Here is a 16260-nt window from a genome sequence, read left to right on the forward strand (position 1 = left end):
GGGACCATTGGGCGAGGACGCGCGCAGCTTCGGCGCATCCTCGTGGAGGTTGGAGGAATCTAGAGGCCCGTGCTGGCGTGGAGCGCGTGCACACCCTGCTGCGCGGGCTGGAGCCAGGTGGCTCGGTAGGAGCCCGCCGCGAAGTCCCAGCTCACGCTGCCGTCGATGACGGGCTGGGACGGCTCGTGGGGCGAGGCGCCCTGCTGGAATGCGCTCGTGCCCGGCGCGTAGGACAGCGCCAGGTTCACCGGCGTCCCGAAGACAGGTCCTGTCGCCAGTCCACAGCCCTTCGTGTCGCACCGCAAGGAGCCCGTGGCGTGGGGGCGGCTGACCTGGGTTGCCTCCTTCACCCATTCCGACCCGCTCCACTTCCACCAGCTCATGCCTGTGTGGAGCCGCAGTCCCTGGGGCGATGCGGCCAAGAGTCCCTTGCCGTCCGCGGGAGAGGAGAGGGTGCGCTGCGCGGACCAGGCGGTGCCGTTGTGGACGAGGTACCGGAACTCGTTCTCGAAGCCGGTCAGCAGCATGACGGTGCTCGCGTCGGCGGCGAAGTCAGGCGCAGTGTTCGACGCGGTCGCATCGGCCCGTGTCTGCCAGGCGCCCCCTGCGTGGACGCTCGCGCTCAACGAACTCCCGCCACGCTGGACCGATATGGCGTAGGAGGTGCCCGCCACCACGAGTCGCAGGCGGGTCGCGCTCCCACCGGACACCGCGCGAGGGATGGCGGTCACCGGCGCGGACCAGGTTTGTCCATCCACGCTCTGGGCGGAGCGAATCTCGAGGTCACCCCACACGGCCATGAAGCCGCTGGGGCCATGGGCCAGGGCGAGGTCCGCGTTGGCGTAGGTGGCCGCCACGCTGTCCAACTTGAGGGGCGTCCCTGGTACGCCGGCCTCGTGCGTCACCCTCCAGGCCTCCACATTGCCGGTGGTTCCAGCCTGGAGGTACGCGACGACGGCCAGGTTGTCGTCCACGGCCACGCGAGGCCTGGAGCCACCTCGTGCCACGCGCACGGGCTCTTGCCAGGCCGTCCCGTCGAACTCTGCGAGGAGGATGCTCCACGCCCCCGCCTCGAACTGCTCCCACGCGGCGGCGCCATGGCCGTCGGCGGCGAAGTGGACCGACGGGTTGCGCACGCTGCCCACGAGCTCCGGAGTCACCAGTGCGTGACTCTCCTCCCACTGTCCGCTGCCCAGATAGGCGCGCAGGGCCACCAGACCCGGAGCCGCGAAGACGGCACCCACGCGGGCGCCTTGCATGGCGAGCCTCGCGCCGGCCTTCTCCATGTCGCGCAGTCGGACGCTCGGCCGCCAACCCTGGGACGTGAGCGCGGTGCCCCAGATTTCATACGCGGAATTGTCGACGTTGTTCCTCTCGGTGAGGACCAGCAGGTCGTCACCGGCGGCGCGGACGTCGCGCACGCGGTTCGCACCGGTCGTCACCACTCCCTTCGAGGCGGACGCCCAGGAACCACCTGTCTGCGCCGCGGCGTGAAGCTGCGTGGCGGTGCTGCTCCACAACGCGACGGAGTTGCCATGGTGCCGGACGAGCGCCCAGAGCTCCCGGACTGGAGTGCTCTCCAACAACACCGCGGGCTGCCAGGTCCCGTTCACGCGGTCGGCCCCGAAGAGCCCCGACGAGGCACCGAAGACGGCGGTGATGGTATTGCCATCCGAGGCGATGCGCACACTGCTCGCCTGCGTGGAGGAGATGAGTTCGGGCGCGCTCCACTGGTGGGTGTCGGCGTTGAAGAGCGCGAACTCCGTGCCTCGGCTGGACACCCACGCCCGGCCGAAGCGCGTCCCCACGCGGATGTAGTGTGCATCCACGTTGGAGATGACGGAGGACTCCGACCACCGCGCGCCGTCGAAGACGACCGAGACCTCGGGGCTCGTGCCCCACCCGGAGCTCACCAGGATGGCGTCTCCATTCTGGAGGAGGGAGAGGATGGGGGAGCCGAGGTTCGGGCTCGTGTGGACCTCGGTCCACTGGGTGCCATTGAGGACCCTGAAGGTCTTCCCGTTGAGGACGTAGAGGTTGTTGCCCAAGCCGAACAGGTCACCGCTGACATTGGGTGTCACGGAGGTGAACGACGTCCCGTCGAAGAGCATGACGCGTTTGCCCAGGGCCCACGCGTCCGACCAACTGATGATGAAGCGATTGCCCCACGAGGACACCTCCGGCGGCAGCGTGTTCGCGCCTGCCTCGCCAAGGACGGTGGAGTCCGCGAAGCCCGCGCCGGTATCAAAAGCCGCACGGACCTGGATGCTCGTGCCGGTGTCCACGCTCCACACGGCCAGTGTTCCCAGCGGGCCGGTGGCGAACGCTGGCAGGGCGGGCTGTCCAGGGAGGTCCGCGCTCACCTTCGTCCTCGAAGCCACCGTGCGGAGGGCGTACGTGAAGGGCGAAGCGAGGCTGGCGCCCTGCGGCGTGCGCACGTCCTTCACTGTCACCGTGTAGTCCGTGGCCGGCGCGAAGGGCGGCACGGGTCGGAACACCACCGTATTCGTGGAGGCCTCGTAGTTGACGAGCCCGGTGACACCCGCGACGCCAAAGTTCGCCGCGTTGACGGTGGCCGGGTCCAGGGGGCGGTCGAAGCTCACGCGGAGCGGGCCTCCGAGTGAGACGAAGCGCATGTCCGGAGCAGGCAATGCGCCACGGACCGTCGGAGGCGCGGGCGGCAGCTCCGTGATGAAGTCGAAGCCGTTGAACACCCCCAGTGAGTTTCCGGCGAGGTCCTCCACGGCGCGAGCCCGACCCCGGTAGCGGGTCTGGTACTTCAAGGGCGCGCTCGGAGAGAAGGCGGCCTGGAGTTTCGCGTCGTCATACCGCACGGTGCCCGCGACACGCCGCACCGCCTGGGTCCCCGCTTCGTTCAGCTCCTCCAGGTAGACGGAATCCGTCGTCACGGACTCGGGCCGAAGCGGCTCATCGAAGCTCACGGTGAAAGGGGCGTACCGCACCGCGACGCCCACGGTCTGCGAGACGGGCAAGGTGCCCAGCACGCGCGGGGGCGAGGTGTCCCTCGACGCTGTCACCGCGAATGAGAACGAGTACGCCGCGACGAGCGCGTTGCCCGCGAGGTCCTTCGCCTGGGTGGACAGCGCGCCCGTGACACGGGCTCCGGGAGCTGGAGCGGGGCTCGTGCGGAAGTACACCGATTGCGTCCGAGGCTCGTAGGAGATGACACCGGAGAGCGGGGCGGCGGGATTGGCTCCCAGCACCTGTTCGAACCGGAGCGACTCGGCCGTGAGCGACCGGGGGTCCATCGGCTCGCGGAAGGTGATGACGTACACGGGACGCGTCGGTGCCACGCCCGCGGCGTTGTCCAAAGGCAGCGTCGTCAGTACGGTCGGTGGCGTCGTGTCCCTCTCTTTCCCCACGGAGAAGACGAAGACGTGGGGCGCGGGCAGGGACCTACCCGTCACGGTGCGCAGCCCGGTGGAAACCGCGACTGTCACCAGCGAGTCGGCGGTGAACGGCCGCGCCGGGACGAAGCTCAGGGTGTGGGTGGCGGCGTCATGACTCACGGCGCCCTCCAGCGCCACGCCGTTCTCCGACAGCGTGAGACTGGTGGCGCTCACCGAAGTGGCCTCGAGCACTTCCGTGAAGGCCACGATGACGCGCGCGTTCAGGGGCACGGCTTCCATGTCCGCCGAGGGGAGCGTGTAGTCGATGAAGCCCACGCCGTCCGAGGTCTGGGGGCCGCCATCGACGGGCCCTCCATCGGGGTTCACGCCTCCATCGGAGCCACCCGCGTCGGGCTCTCCGTCCATGGAGATGGGAGGGTCCTCGTCGCCGGGCTCGGCGTTCTTGCAGCCGGGGGTGAATGCCCAGAGGCCAAGGACGGCGAGGGCGCATCTCATCCAAGTGGTATCGAAGGTCATTGGGGTGCGGGCATGGCGCGGCGAGAGGCGAACAGGTCGCCCCCTCATTCGCAATCAAGCTGCATCAGTAAGAACGTAAGGAATGCGTGAGGTCGCACGAACTCCCGTTCAATTGCGACCGCTCGACGCCTCGGGGGCCCCATGTCGCGGGCAACCCGCGGAGTCCAAACCCTGTTTGCTGAAGCCACCTTCGGGCACACCGGACCAGGGTTGAAGTGCCCCCTCCACCCACGGCTCCGCTCCCGCCGGGTGATGCCATGCGTGCGGCCCCCTCCACTCCCAGTCCTCCGCGGCCACCGATATCGAGGAATACCCGCGACAAGCCGAGTGGGTCCTCGTGTCTGTTCTGTCCTCCTCCCTGACGTTGCTTGACACCTGGCTTGCGAGAGGGCTACTCCAGCGCGCCTGTATTGATTTTGATACTGAGTCTCAAATTCATATCGGGAATTGACCGGATCTCACGGTGCTGACGGACAGCGCTGGGAGGCCGGTCCAGGTTCGAGGAGAGCGCGATGCACCGCGGAGCACTGAGGATTGGCAAGGGCGGTTTCTCGAAGGGGCTCGTGGCGTGTGCCGCCCTGTTCCTGTCCGCGTGCGGCGACGATGAGCCCACCCTCCCTGGGGGGCCGGGTGGAGGCGAGGAGGGCGCGCTGTACCTGGTGCACTCCGCCGTGGAGACGAACGGCAGCCGGATGAACTACTTCACGCTGGTCGACTCCCTGGACGAGCCCAAGACGCTGGACTACTCGAAGTCGCTGGAGCTGCCGGGCCGTCCCCGGCTCTACGCGGCCAAGGGCGTGGGCTTCTTCGCCATTGGCGCCGGAGAGTCTCCCACCATCACCCGCTACGAGGTGAAGGACGGCGCGCTGACGCCGGGTGCCAGCATCTCGTTCCAGAACCTCGGCGTGAAGCGGATGGGCGCCCAGGCCGTGCACTTCGTGAGCGCCACGAAGGCGTATTACAAGGACGACGCCCAGGGGCAGATCATCGTCTGGAACCCCGCGGAGATGGCGGTCGAGAAGACGCTGGCGCTGCCGGCGGAGTTCACCAAGGCGGGCTACGTCACGGGGCTGAGCCAGTGGGCCACCCGCGAGGGCGAGGCGTTCTTCGCGGTGGGCTGGTCGACGTCGACGTACGACACCGTGCTTCCGGGCTCGGTGCTCGTTCGCATCGACACGGCGACGGACGCGCTGAGCTGGTCCTCGGACGAGCGCTGCCGCGACCTCACCAAGACGGGCCGGCAGGGCGACACGCTCTACTTCTTCAGCGGCGTCATCAACGGCCTGGGCTACGCGGTCAAGGGGGCCCAGGACGCGGGCCAGCAGGACTGCTTCCTGCGCATCCCGGCGGGGCAGCAGACCTTCGACACGGGCTTCGTCGGCAGCGTGGCCTCCGCGCTCGGCGAGAACAATGTGGGCACCATCATCGCCCTCACGGAGAACGGCACCGCGTGGCTCCAGGTGGCGGACACCACCATCACCCCGTCGGCGCCGGGCACCACCTACAGCGAGTGGTACAGCAAGGGGTGGAGCTGGTGGCAGGTGCCGTTGGCGACGCTGAGTGCCCCTTCGCGCGTGGACGCCGCGCCCGGGGCCTACAGCGGCTTCACGCTCACGTCAGGCTCCAGCTTCTTCGTCAGCCAGAGCGCGGCTACCTACTCCACCTCCACGCTGATGGAGCTGTCCTCGGGCGCCCCCAAGCCCAGCATCTCGTTCCCCGGCTTCGTCCTGGACGTCGCTCGCATCCGCTGAGCGCTCGCCCTCGATTCCCGCGAGGTCTCCTGGATGGATGTCCTGGTTCCCACGCTGCTCTGGCTCGGAGTGGTGGGTCTCTACGGCGCGTGGTGGTGTCGCCACGCGGGCCGGTGGCCGGACTCCTCGCGCGTGCCCTCCGGCTTGAAGGGCGGGGGGCTGGTGCTCGTCCTCGCGGGCTTCGCGACGTCCCTGTCGACGGCTCCCACTCCGGGGGCCGCCCTGGGCTCGGCGATGGCGTACGTCATGGCGGGGGGCACTTCGCTGGCCGTCCTTTCGCCGCTGGTGCGCCGTCCCATCCGGGCCATGGTGCTGCTGGCCCCGGTGGGCCTGTTGCTGGGCGTGCTGGAGCGCGCGTCGTGAGCGCCAGGACGCGGCGCCAGCGGGGCGTGAGCTGGCTGCTGGCGGCCGTGCTGGGGGCTCCGCTCGCCGCGCTGCTGGTCTCGGTCGCCTTGCCCGCGGTGGTGCCCGCCTCGTCGGACGTGCGCTACCTGGTGGCCTGTATCGTCGTGATTCCCCTGATGGCCGCCGCGCCGTGCATGGCGCTCCTGGCTCGCTCCGCGGCGCGTGCATGGGCCGGCGTCCTGGTGGCGAGCGGGGCGGCGCTGCTCGTCCTCTGGAGATGTCTCCCATGAAGCTTGGGTCTGGGACGTACCGCATCCTCTGGGAGGCGCATGCATGGGCGGGCGCGGTGGCTTCCGTCCTCCTGGTGGGCATGTTCCTGCTCGGCGTCGTGTCGCTGTTCCGCCACGAGCTGATGCCCTGGCAGGAGCCGCGCTTGAGGACGCCCGTGGCCGCGGACGAGGCGCGGGCGCTGGAGACGCTCCAGCAATGGCTGGACGCACGGGTGGGAAAGGACGGGCCGTCCCAGTTGGACGTGGACCTGCCCGCTCCGTATTCCCCCTGGCTCCGGCTCGAGTGGAAGGAGCGGGGTGGCGAGAAGACCGCCGTCTGGGTGAACCCGCTCTCCGGCGAGCAGGCCCCGGAGCGCAGCGACCTGGGCTACTTCCTGTTCCTGGTGCACTTCCTCTACCCGCTGCCGGGGGGCATGTTGATTGCCGGCCTGGTGGCCATCGTCCTGTTGCTGGTGGTGGGCACGGGGCTGGTCATCCAACTGGGCCGCTTCCGCAAGGACTGGGTGCGCTTCCGTCCGCGCGAGGCCCTGCGCACCGCGTGGGGGGACCTGCACAAGGTGCTTGGCAGCGTGGGGTTGCCCTATCAGGCGGTCATCGCCTGGACGGCGGCCATCATCTGCCTGAACTCCGCGGTCCTCCAGCCGGTGGTGGTGCGCACGGCCTTCGACGGTGACGTGGACGCGGGGCTCAAGAGCATCGGCTACCCGCGCGGAGCCAAACCCTCCAAACAGCCCGCCGAGGCGCCGCGAGTGGCCACGGTGCTGGCGCGGGCGCGCGAGGCGCTGCCGGATGCGCGGCACTACCGCTTCTCCATGCGCAACCTGGGGGATGCCCAGGCGTATGTCGATGTCCGAGGCTACGCGCGTCAGGGTCTCCACGAGTTCACCACCGTCCGCGTGTCGGGGAAGGGTGAGGTGTTGCACGTGCGGCAGGCTGGAGGGCCTGGCGCCACGGCGCGGCTGATCGAGTCCGCGTACGTGCTCCACTCCGGGCTCTATGCGGGGATGGGGCTGCGGCTCACCTATGCGCTGCTGGGCATCTTCAGCGCCCTGTGTGTGCTGACCGGCAACCTCATCTGGTTGGAGCGGCGGGCGCGCGACATGCGCCGGGTGGACGTCCTCCTCGCGCGCTTCACGGCGGGAGGGTGCGGAGCGGCGGCGTTCGCGCTCGCCGCCGTCTTCCTGGCCAACCAGCTGCTGCCCGACACGCTGACGCGTCGGGCGGATTGGGAACACACGATTTTCTTCGGGAGCTGGTGCGCCTGCGTGCTGGGTGCGCTCCTGTTTCCCCGCCCCAAGGTGTGGTCCCGGTGGTCGCTGGCCATCTCCGGCGGCATCCTGTTCCTGTTGCCCTGGTTGGATTCCTGGCGCAACGCCCGGCGCGTGTTCGACCCCGCCGGCTCGCCCTATGTGTTCTGCGTGGAGCTGGGACTGGCCCTGCTGGGCGTCCTGTTCCTGGTCTCCGCCTGGGCCATCGGGCGCATCGTGCCGAGAGATCCCAGGGACGCGCGGGCGCCCGCGCCGGTTCTCGCGCATGAGTCGCCGTGAATGTCCGGACTCCCGACGCACCCTTCACTCGCGTCCCGCTCGATGTGCTCGGGCTCGCCTTCTTCCAGCGCCCCACCGTCGTTCGCGGGGCGCGGACTCCTCTCGTGTTTCATGCAACGGACCATGACCCTCCTCGTTGACGCGTTGGCCCGCGCGAAGTGCTCGGTCTCCTGGACCTGTCCCCCGGTGTCCCTCGGGCGGACGTGGCGAACCGTGGGTCTGCTGGCCATGGTCGTCGCGCTTCCCTCCGCCGCACAGGACGCGGCGCAGGCGCCCGCCGTGGAGGCGCGCGCGACGGTGGGAGACCTCGCGGGACGGCTGTCCGCCTGTGAAGGGGGAGAGCTGGGAAAGGCCGAGGTCCTGCTGCTCGAGCCCGAGGGGCGCACCCAGACGCCGCGCCTCGATGCGCAGCGCCGCTTCGAGGTGAAGGGGCTCGCTCCGGGCACCTATGAGCTGCACGCCTATGTCCCGGGCTGTGAGCCCCAGGCGTACCGCGTCCAGGTGGCGGCGGGGGAGCGCACGGAGGTGGACGCGGTGCTCGCGGAGAGCGTCAGCCTGGAGACCACCATCGAGGTGACGGGGCGACAGTTGAGCAAGGGCGAGGAGCGCGCCCTCTCTGCCGAAGCGGTCAAGGTGGTGGAGCTGGATGAGGCGCGGCAGCAGACCGCGGACCTGGGCGAGGTGCTCAGTCGCAACACGGGTGTCAGCGTGCAGCGGACCGGAGGGCTCGGCTCCGCCAGCCGCTTCTCGCTCAGTGGCTTCTCCGGCGAGCAGGTGCGCTTCTTCCTCGACGGCGTGCCGCTGGAGCTGGCCGGCTTCGGGCTGGGGCTCGCCAACGTGCCGGTCAACCTGCTCGAGCGCGTGGAGGTCTATCGAGGCGTGGTTCCCGTGCGCTTCGGCGCGGATGCGCTGGGAGGCGCGGTCAACCTCGTCTCCTCGGACGGAGACGAGCCGAGCGGGGCCTCCGTCTCGCTGCAGGCGGGCTCGTTCGGCACATACCGGGGGTCACTCGCGGGACAGTACAAGCTGGGGACCGGCGGGCTCTTCGTGAAGGGCCACGCCTTCGGCGACGTCGCGCGCAACGACTACATGGTGGACGTGGAGGCCGCCGATGACCGGGGGCGCCTGGTGCCCGCGCGTGTGCCGCGCTTCCACGATGGCTTCACCGCGGGCGGCGTCGGGCTGGAGGTGGGGGTGCTCGAGCGGCCCTTCGCGGAGCGCCTCTCCCTGCGTGTCTTTGGCACGCGCTCGCGCAAGGAGCTGCAGCACAACGTGGTGATGACGGTGCCTTACGGCGAGGCCCGCTCCGCCGAGTCAAGCTACGGCGCGCTGGCGACATGGTCCCAGGGCGGGCTGCTGTCCGGCAAGCTTCGGCTGGAGGGCGTGGGGGGCTACAGCCGGCGTGACACGGACTTCCGCGACATGGCGGGGTTCGTCTACGACTGGTACGGCAACGCGGGCGTGGAGCGTCGCCAGCCCGGAGAGCTGGGCACCACGCCGGCGGACCAGGTGCAATGGCAACACAGCGCCCTGGCGCGCCTTCATGCCGCCTACGAACTCACCGCGACGCAGTCCCTGCGGCTCTCGCTGGCGCCCACCTTCGTGACGCGCCAGGGTGAGGACCAGCTCAAGCTGGGGACGGGCCAGCGAGACCCCTTGAGCGCGCAGCGCGACCTGCTCACGCTGGTGGGCGGGCTCGAGCACGAACTGGCGCTGGGCGACGGGCGGCTCAAGAACGTGGCCTTCGTGAAGGGGTACGTCATGCGCTCGGACTCGGAGGAGGTGCTGCCCGGGGGGGTCTTCCGGCGGGCCGACCAGGCCAGCGAGCATCTGGGCTTTGGAGACAGCCTGCGGATGTTCCTCCCGTATGGCGTGCTGGCCAAGCTCTCGTACGAGTACGCCACGCGCCTTCCCGGTCCGGATGAGCTGTTTGGTGATGGCGTGCTCGTGATGGCGAATCTGGGGTTGCGGCCCGAGGTCAGCCACAACGCCAACCTGGACTTCTCGGTGGATGACTGGCGCACGGGGATGGGGAGCTTCCGCGGAAGCGTGGGAGGCTTCGCCCGGCTCGCCGACGACTTCATCGTCAAGCTGGGAGACGACTCCACGGTGTCCTTCCAGAACGTGTATGCGGCGCGCTCGCTCGGAGTCGAGGCTGCCGCGGGATGGACGGTTCCAGGGGATTGGTTGTGGCTGGATGCCAACGTGACGTGGCAGGACTTCCGCAACACGGGCGGGCAGGGGACGTACGCGGCCTTCAAGGGCGACCGCATTCCGAATGTGCCCTGGCTCTTCGCGAACTTCAGCGCCCGGCTGCGGCGCCGCGCGCTCATCCTCCCCAGCGACTCCGCGTCGCTCGGCGTCACCTCGCGATTCATGAACGGCTTCTTCCGGGGATGGGAGAGCCAGGGCCTGCGCGAGTACAAGCAGGACGTCGATGCGCAGTTGACCCACTCGCTCAGCCTCACCTACGTGCGGGAAGGCTCGCCCACCCTGGGGGGCACGCTGGAGGTGCTCAACCTCACGAACGCGAAGACGTATGACTTCTTCGGCGTCCAGCGCCCCGGCCGCTCCTTGTCCGTCAAGCTGACCGCGGACTTCTGACCGCCACGGCGAATGCCCCGCTGCCTTTCAGTGGGTCGGAGTCCGCCTACCTCGCCGCACATCGGCCATGGCGCGGGCCCCCGAAACCCGGGAATCCGTCCGCTGACGCCAGAAAATTGGCCACTGACAGCAACTTTCACCCGGACGCGCGGAGAATCGGCTAAAACAAATTGGTCGATTGGTTTTTTATCCGCGTTCGCAGCCCGCCTCCGAGGAGTGAGAGTCCATGGCCCCGATTCGCCGCGCCGCCACCCCGACACCTTCCGCCGTGCCTCAGCCGACCGTCGCCGCCGCGCCCCCTCCGCCGCCACCGCCTCCGCCTCCAGCGCCGAAGCAGGAGCCCGCGGCGGGCCACTCGGGGCGCAGCAGCTTCCAGTCGGGTCGGCGTCCCTCGATGGACCTGTTCGGCGGCGCGGGGCCGGCGAGCACGCTGCGCACGGAGGTGTTGGGCGACGGCAAGGCCAACTGCCTGGAGAAGGCCAACACGCTGTCGAAGCCAGGGGACCAGGTGCTGCTGCTCAGCGACTCGCGCGACAGCGTGGGCCACGCGCTGGTGCGCAAGCCGGGCGGTGCCATCGTCGACCCGAACGAGCCCGGCAAGACGTATGCGAACCTCGCCGAGTGGAAGGCGACGCATTCAGCCTACGGCCAGCCGGTGGCGGTGCCGGACGCGCAGCTCGCGCGCATCCTGTCCGTGCCTCCGGGCCCCGCGCGTGAGGCGCTCATCCACGGCTTCGGCCTGACGGGCGCCGCGGCGCGCTCGGTGGCGGACGACGCGGCGGCGACGACGACGGGGGATGCGGCGGACCCGACGAAGAAGAAGGAGCTGGTGGACCTGACGCCGTCCGTCAACATCTCCACCGATGGCACCCTCGAAGTGGGCATCAAGGCCGAGTTCAAGCCCGCGGAAGGGGAGAAGAAGAAGGGCGAGGTGAAGGGCACCATCTCGGGCGGCGCCTACGCGGAGACGGAGGTCAAGCTGAGCTGGAACCCCACGGAGCCCACCGCGGACGGCCGGCACCTCATCACCGTTACGTTCGATGCCACCGGTGGCCTCAAGGGCGGCGCGGGCATCGAGGCGGGCGAGGTGGGCCCGTTCGGCGTGGAGATTGGCGCGGAGTCCGGGAGCAAGAAGTCGGTCAGCTTCCAGCTCGCGCTCACCGAGGGGGAGATTGGCCAGCTCATCATGAACCCCGGCGGCTTCCAGGTCCCCACGTTGAGCGACCCGCTGGCGCTGCCGCCCGGCAGCAAGCTCGTCATGGACGCCTCCGACTTCGTGACGACGTCGAGCGGTCTGTCCATCGGGCCCCTGAAGCTCAGTGGGGAGAACGGCAAGGAGCAGACCCAGTCGGTGGCGGTGGAGCGCACCGGAGACACCACGGTGCGCGTGACGGTGGGCCCGGAGGAGACGCTCACGTCGAAGCTGGAGCTGGGCCTGGAGTTGACCTTCAAGGGACAAAAAGTCGGCGGCGGCATCGGCTCGGAGCACAGCTACACGCAGGGCAACTCCGCGAGCGTGGAGTTCGACCTGGCCACGCCAGAGGGCCGCACGGCCTACGAGACTTTCGTCCGGGAGGGCACGCTCCCCACGCAGACGGGCCCGGGGGTCCTGGACGTGCGCACCCAGCAGACCTGGTCCGAGGAGGGCTCGCTCAGCGCGGAGCTGCACCTGACGAAGTTCGTCGGCTTCGAGCACCAGTTCTGGGATGAGAGCCTGACGCAGACGGTGACGACGGTGAATGGCCAGACGACGGTGACGGCCGAGGGCAAGGTGGCCGGCACGGACAACTCGTTTGAAATCCAGTTCTCGCTCAACCCGGACGGCTCGCGGAAGTTCGAGGGGATGAGCATGGACATCCTCCAGTACGGCGGCACCGAGTACACCACCATCACCGTGACGGGCGCGGAGGGGCTGGCGAACGTGCAGAACGTCGCGGCCCGGCAGGCGCAGGACATGGTGGTGGGCTTCTTCGCGGACTCCAGCGACCCCGCGGCGCTCGCGGCCCAGCGTCAGAAGCTCAAGGCGGAGGGTGAGCCCTTCGCCACCCTGGCGATGACGCCGAATGACCCGGGCTACAGCCACGAGGCCTGGCTCACCGCGTATCGCGACTTCGACGCGACGCACGACTACCTGCCCGATGTGCCCTCCACCACGATGACGTTGATGGAGGCCACGCCGGAGTCGATGCCCACGACGCTCTTCATGAGCCTGGGCACCGCGGGCCACGTGGACCAGAACCCCCTGGCCACGAGGACGGACGGCACGACGGCCAGCTACAACATGCCGGGGTGGATTGACCTGGGCCTCGGCCAGATGCCGGGCGTCGAGGTGAAGTGACGCGAAGCCCCGCGTCCCCACCTGAATTGCAAGGGGAGGACCAAAGAGGCTCGAGGTGGGGCGGCCCGGCGCGCTGGCGGGGATTCCGTTGCCAGATGACAAGCATCGGCGGCTCGCCGGGGAACATGGCGCCTCCCTCGCCGTATCGGGGATGACCCTCCACGCCTTCGTGGATGGCTTTGTCACCGAGGCTCCCCATGAAGACTCTTTCGCTCTCCCTGGGAGCATGGCGCTCTCTTTGCGTCCTGCTCCCGGCCCTGCTCTCCGCCTGCGGTGGGTCTTCCGCCCCAGGCGTCGACGCCGGCCCTCAGCCCGATGACGCGGGCACCCCCGACGCCGGGCCTCCACCGTGGGACGGCACCGCCACCGCGCTCGAGGACCTGGGCGACTGGGTGGATACCGGCCGCTATGACGCGTGCCAGTTCGTCAATCCGGAGAGCCTCGACCCGCTCCTCTGCGAGAGCCTCACGGCCTTTGATTCATCCAGTTGCTCCGCCCAGGAACTCTCCGGCGTGGAGGGCCGGGGCATCTACCAGGTCAACCTCCGAGGGGAGATGCGCGTTCGCGCCAACCGCCCCACCACCACGACGGTCTCCCGTTCCGCCATCAGCATCGGGCTCCACGACGACGGCACCCCGGACGCGCTGGGCAGCGGGCCGGTCATCGCCCGCGTGACGGAAGGCGGCACGTTCTTCCTCACGGGAAGACGCGGCCTTGCGACTCCCGAGGGCGACATCATCACCACCGCCTCGTTCGCCGGCTGCCATGTTCCGTCGCCCGGCGTCATCACGGGCTGCTACGTGTCGTGTTCCAGCGACGCGCGGTTCGGCAAGACGCTCGGGACCTTCGTGGCCCATCGCATGACCTGGGCGGCCGAAGAGGGAGAGTCCTCCGGTGGCCTCTCGCTCATGTCGGAGGCCGCCACCTCCGTCGGCAGGCCCGCGGACCTCTTCGTCGCCAAGGAGCACGCCTACGTCGTCTCGCTGGATGGTCCGCCTCGGGTGGGCGGGCTCAGCGTCTTCGACGTGAGGGACCGGCGCAACCCCATCCTGAAGAAGACGGTGAGCCTTGCTGGCGACACGTCGTGGAACGGCGTCTGGGCCAGGGGAGATGCGCTCTACATCGCCAGCAATTCCTCCGGGCTCGTCATCTTCGACATCAGCGACCCGGCCAATCCCGTGTTCGTGCGCCGAGCCGAGGGCCCTCACACCGTCCACACCGTGCTCGTCGACGCGGACCGGCTCTACGCCAACGCTCCGGGCACGGGGACCTATGTCTACGACGTCTCCAAACCCCTGGAGCCCACGCTGCTCCAGATTGTCACGCCGACGCCGGGAGGCTTCAGCAGCGGTCCCCATGACGTCTTCGCCTACCAGGGCCGCCTCTACATCAGCAACGCCGAGTCGGGCTTCTCCATCATGGACATCACCGACCTGAACGACGTGCGCCACCTGGGGGACTACTTCCGGCCCGACGCCATCAGCTACGCGCACCACAGCGCGGTGGGGACCTTCGCGGGTCGCACCATCGCCTTCGAGGGCGGCGAGTTCAATGGCTCCCACGTACGCGTGCTCGACGTGACGAACCCGGCGAACATCGTCCTCATCGGCACCCACCGCATGCGGCCCGTCGTGTCCATGCACAACCTGCTGCTGCGGGGCCAACTGCTCTACGTCGCCTGGTACCACGAGGGCCTGCGCGTCCTGGATGTCTCGAACCCCACCCAGCCGAGACAGGTCGCCCACTTCAACACCTTCCGGGAGACCGACCCGGGACGAAGCCATGGCGTCTTCGAGGGCAACTACGGAGTCCGTATCCCCGGCGACGGCTACGTGTACCTCGTGGACTCGGTGCGCGGGCTCGTCATCGTCAACGAGTTGTAGCGGCGGACGCACCCCGGAGGTCGTCGGTTCGGCAGGTCGCCCGAGGCGACGACTTCCCTGACACCGTGGGCTTTCCGCGTCCTGGCGGAACGCAGGCTGGGCGCGTTGGAACGCAACGCTCCGCCCCGACGACGGGCATTCCCGTGGCAGGACCCCTGGCATGGCGGTTGCTGTAGCGGCGGCGTCTCTCAAGGGGCTTCCGCATGAACTGCTACGGGTGTCGGAAGTGCGAGCTGATCTGGTTCTCATCGAAGAAGAGCAGTGTCTGTCCCTACTGCGAGCAGTCCAACTGGCTCATTCTCCTGGAAGACATTCCGGATAACCTCCCGAAGCTCTCGCGCTACAATTGTACGGGCTGTAACTCCAAGATGGATTACGTCGCGGGCATGTCCGTGCAGTGCTGCGGCAGTTGCAGCCAGGTATACGAGGATCCGGATCTCGACATGGAGGTCGTCACCACCGTCACGACCTCCAGCCCTTTCAAGCCATTCAAGGCCCCTAGCAAGAGTATCACGCCCAAGAAGACCGTCGTCATCCAGTCCCCGAAGGTCACCCTCTCCCGGGAAGAGCGCATCGAAAAACAGACGCTCTTCCACATCTATCAGTGCAAGGGCTTTGATTGCCTCAATCTCTGGGCCTCGGATACCCGGCACAAGAGTTCGCGCTGTCCCTTCTGTGGAAAGGGTCTCTTCGAGCTTGTCAAAGCCGACGAGAAGAACGTGGGGGCGATCGGGCTGGCCTGTCTGATCTGTGGTTGTATGATCTGTTACAGCATCGAGCAGTCAGCCCCCCAGCACTGCCCTTACTGTGGGGAGAACAACCTGTCGCGGCAGTCCAATGAGATTCGCAAGGCCCTGCTGGCCTCGGTGCGTGCGCGGAAGGCGAAGTACCTCGTTGACGAAAGCCTCCAGTCCACGTGCCGCATCAACTTCCGGCAGGACTTCAAGAACTCGATGCCCAGCATCAAGGACATCAGCGGCGTCTGGATGCATCGGCGTCACGTCATCCCCCAGCACCTGCTGCGGGCCGTCTGGAACGCCGCGGTCAAGCAGAACAACGCGGGCGGGAAGCACTTGGAGGTACTGGCCTCGGCGTTGGGGCTGAATGGCAAATTCAAGAACGAACAACACCTCGCCTCGGCCATCCTCTACACCCTCAACGAGAACGCCAAGAACCTCTTCCTCGCGGAAGGCACCCCCAACTCCGCCATTGGCGCGCTGGCTCATTCCCTCCATGAGCTCGCCGCGAAGTACTCGAACCTGACTGTCTCCTCGTCAAACCCCTTGAGTGGGCTCATCGAGGAGTTCAAGTCCATCAAGTCTCCGCCCCAATGGGGCAAGGCCGTCGGGCAGTTGGTCCACGAAATCATTCAGACCTACACCGAGGTCCTCGAGGAGGCGTCCTCGCTCCAGGAGGCCGTGAGCATCGTGGAGGACCTGGCGGACACCGCGAACCTGGACCTCGACACCACGGCCCAGGGGCTCGGCAATCAGAACAAGAACGCCGTGACGCTCTACCTGAAGTTCCAGCAGTGGGAGCAGTCGCCAGGGAGCTGGGATGACTTCATCCAGCTGCTCCTGGCGTTCATGTCCACGGACATGGTGGGCTGAGCGCC

Annotated in this window: 9 protein-coding genes; 8 read left to right on the forward strand and 1 reads right to left on the reverse strand. The window is 68.4% G+C overall.

Features of this window, described 5'->3' with window-relative positions:
• Positions 1-59: 59 nt before the first annotated feature.
• Positions 60-3866 (reverse strand): Ig-like domain-containing protein, encoded by a 3807-nt coding sequence (locus HUA75_RS08010; RefSeq protein ID WP_174486014.1) that lies wholly within the window; start codon positions 3864-3866, stop codon positions 60-62.
• A 533-nt stretch (positions 3867-4399) separates the two neighbouring features.
• On the opposite strand from HUA75_RS08010, the gene HUA75_RS08015 reads away from it, so the two are divergent.
• The 8 genes from HUA75_RS08015 to HUA75_RS08050 all read left to right on the forward strand — a co-directional run bounded on the left by HUA75_RS08015 (position 4400) and on the right by HUA75_RS08050 (position 16255).
• Positions 4400-5638, forward strand: coding sequence for an MxcI (locus HUA75_RS08015; RefSeq protein ID WP_174486015.1), 1239 nt, complete (start codon positions 4400-4402; stop codon positions 5636-5638).
• 33 nt (positions 5639-5671) lie between these two features.
• The gene (locus HUA75_RS08020) at positions 5672-6001 is read left to right on the forward strand and encodes a hypothetical protein (RefSeq protein WP_141641230.1); all 330 of its coding nucleotides are present in this window, start codon (positions 5672-5674) and stop codon (positions 5999-6001) included.
• Positions 5998-6273 carry a hypothetical protein gene (locus HUA75_RS08025; RefSeq protein ID WP_246136997.1) on the forward strand — a complete coding sequence of 92 codons (276 nt, stop codon included), beginning with the start codon at positions 5998-6000 and terminating at the stop codon, positions 6271-6273. The genes HUA75_RS08020 and HUA75_RS08025 overlap by 4 nt, the downstream gene beginning before the upstream one ends.
• Positions 6270-7820 (forward strand): PepSY domain-containing protein, encoded by a 1551-nt coding sequence (locus tag HUA75_RS08030; RefSeq protein WP_174486016.1) that lies wholly within the window; start codon positions 6270-6272, stop codon positions 7818-7820. The genes HUA75_RS08025 and HUA75_RS08030 overlap by 4 nt, the downstream gene beginning before the upstream one ends.
• 123 nt (positions 7821-7943) lie before the next feature.
• Positions 7944-10424, forward strand: a complete 2481-nt coding sequence (gene mxcH / locus HUA75_RS08035) for a TonB-dependent siderophore myxochelin receptor MxcH (protein WP_254627459.1) — start codon at positions 7944-7946, stop codon at positions 10422-10424.
• 226 nt (positions 10425-10650) lie between these two features.
• Entirely contained in the window at positions 10651-12762 is a 2112-nt protein-coding gene (locus tag HUA75_RS08040; RefSeq protein ID WP_174486017.1) for a hypothetical protein, read from the forward strand.
• Positions 12763-12959: 197 nt separating this feature from the next.
• Positions 12960-14645: an LVIVD repeat-containing protein gene (locus HUA75_RS08045; protein ID WP_174486018.1), complete on the forward strand. Its 1686-nt coding sequence runs from the start codon at positions 12960-12962 to the stop codon at positions 14643-14645.
• Positions 14646-14848: 203 nt separating this feature from the next.
• Positions 14849-16255, forward strand: a complete 1407-nt coding sequence (locus tag HUA75_RS08050) for a hypothetical protein (RefSeq protein WP_174465101.1) — start codon at positions 14849-14851, stop codon at positions 16253-16255.
• The last annotated feature ends 5 nt before the right edge of the window (positions 16256-16260 follow it).

This window comes from Myxococcus sp. CA040A (assembly GCF_013336725.1).
In the GTDB taxonomy this organism is placed as follows: domain Bacteria; phylum Myxococcota; class Myxococcia; order Myxococcales; family Myxococcaceae; genus Myxococcus; species Myxococcus llanfairpwllgwyngyllgogerychwyrndrobwllllantysiliogogogochensis.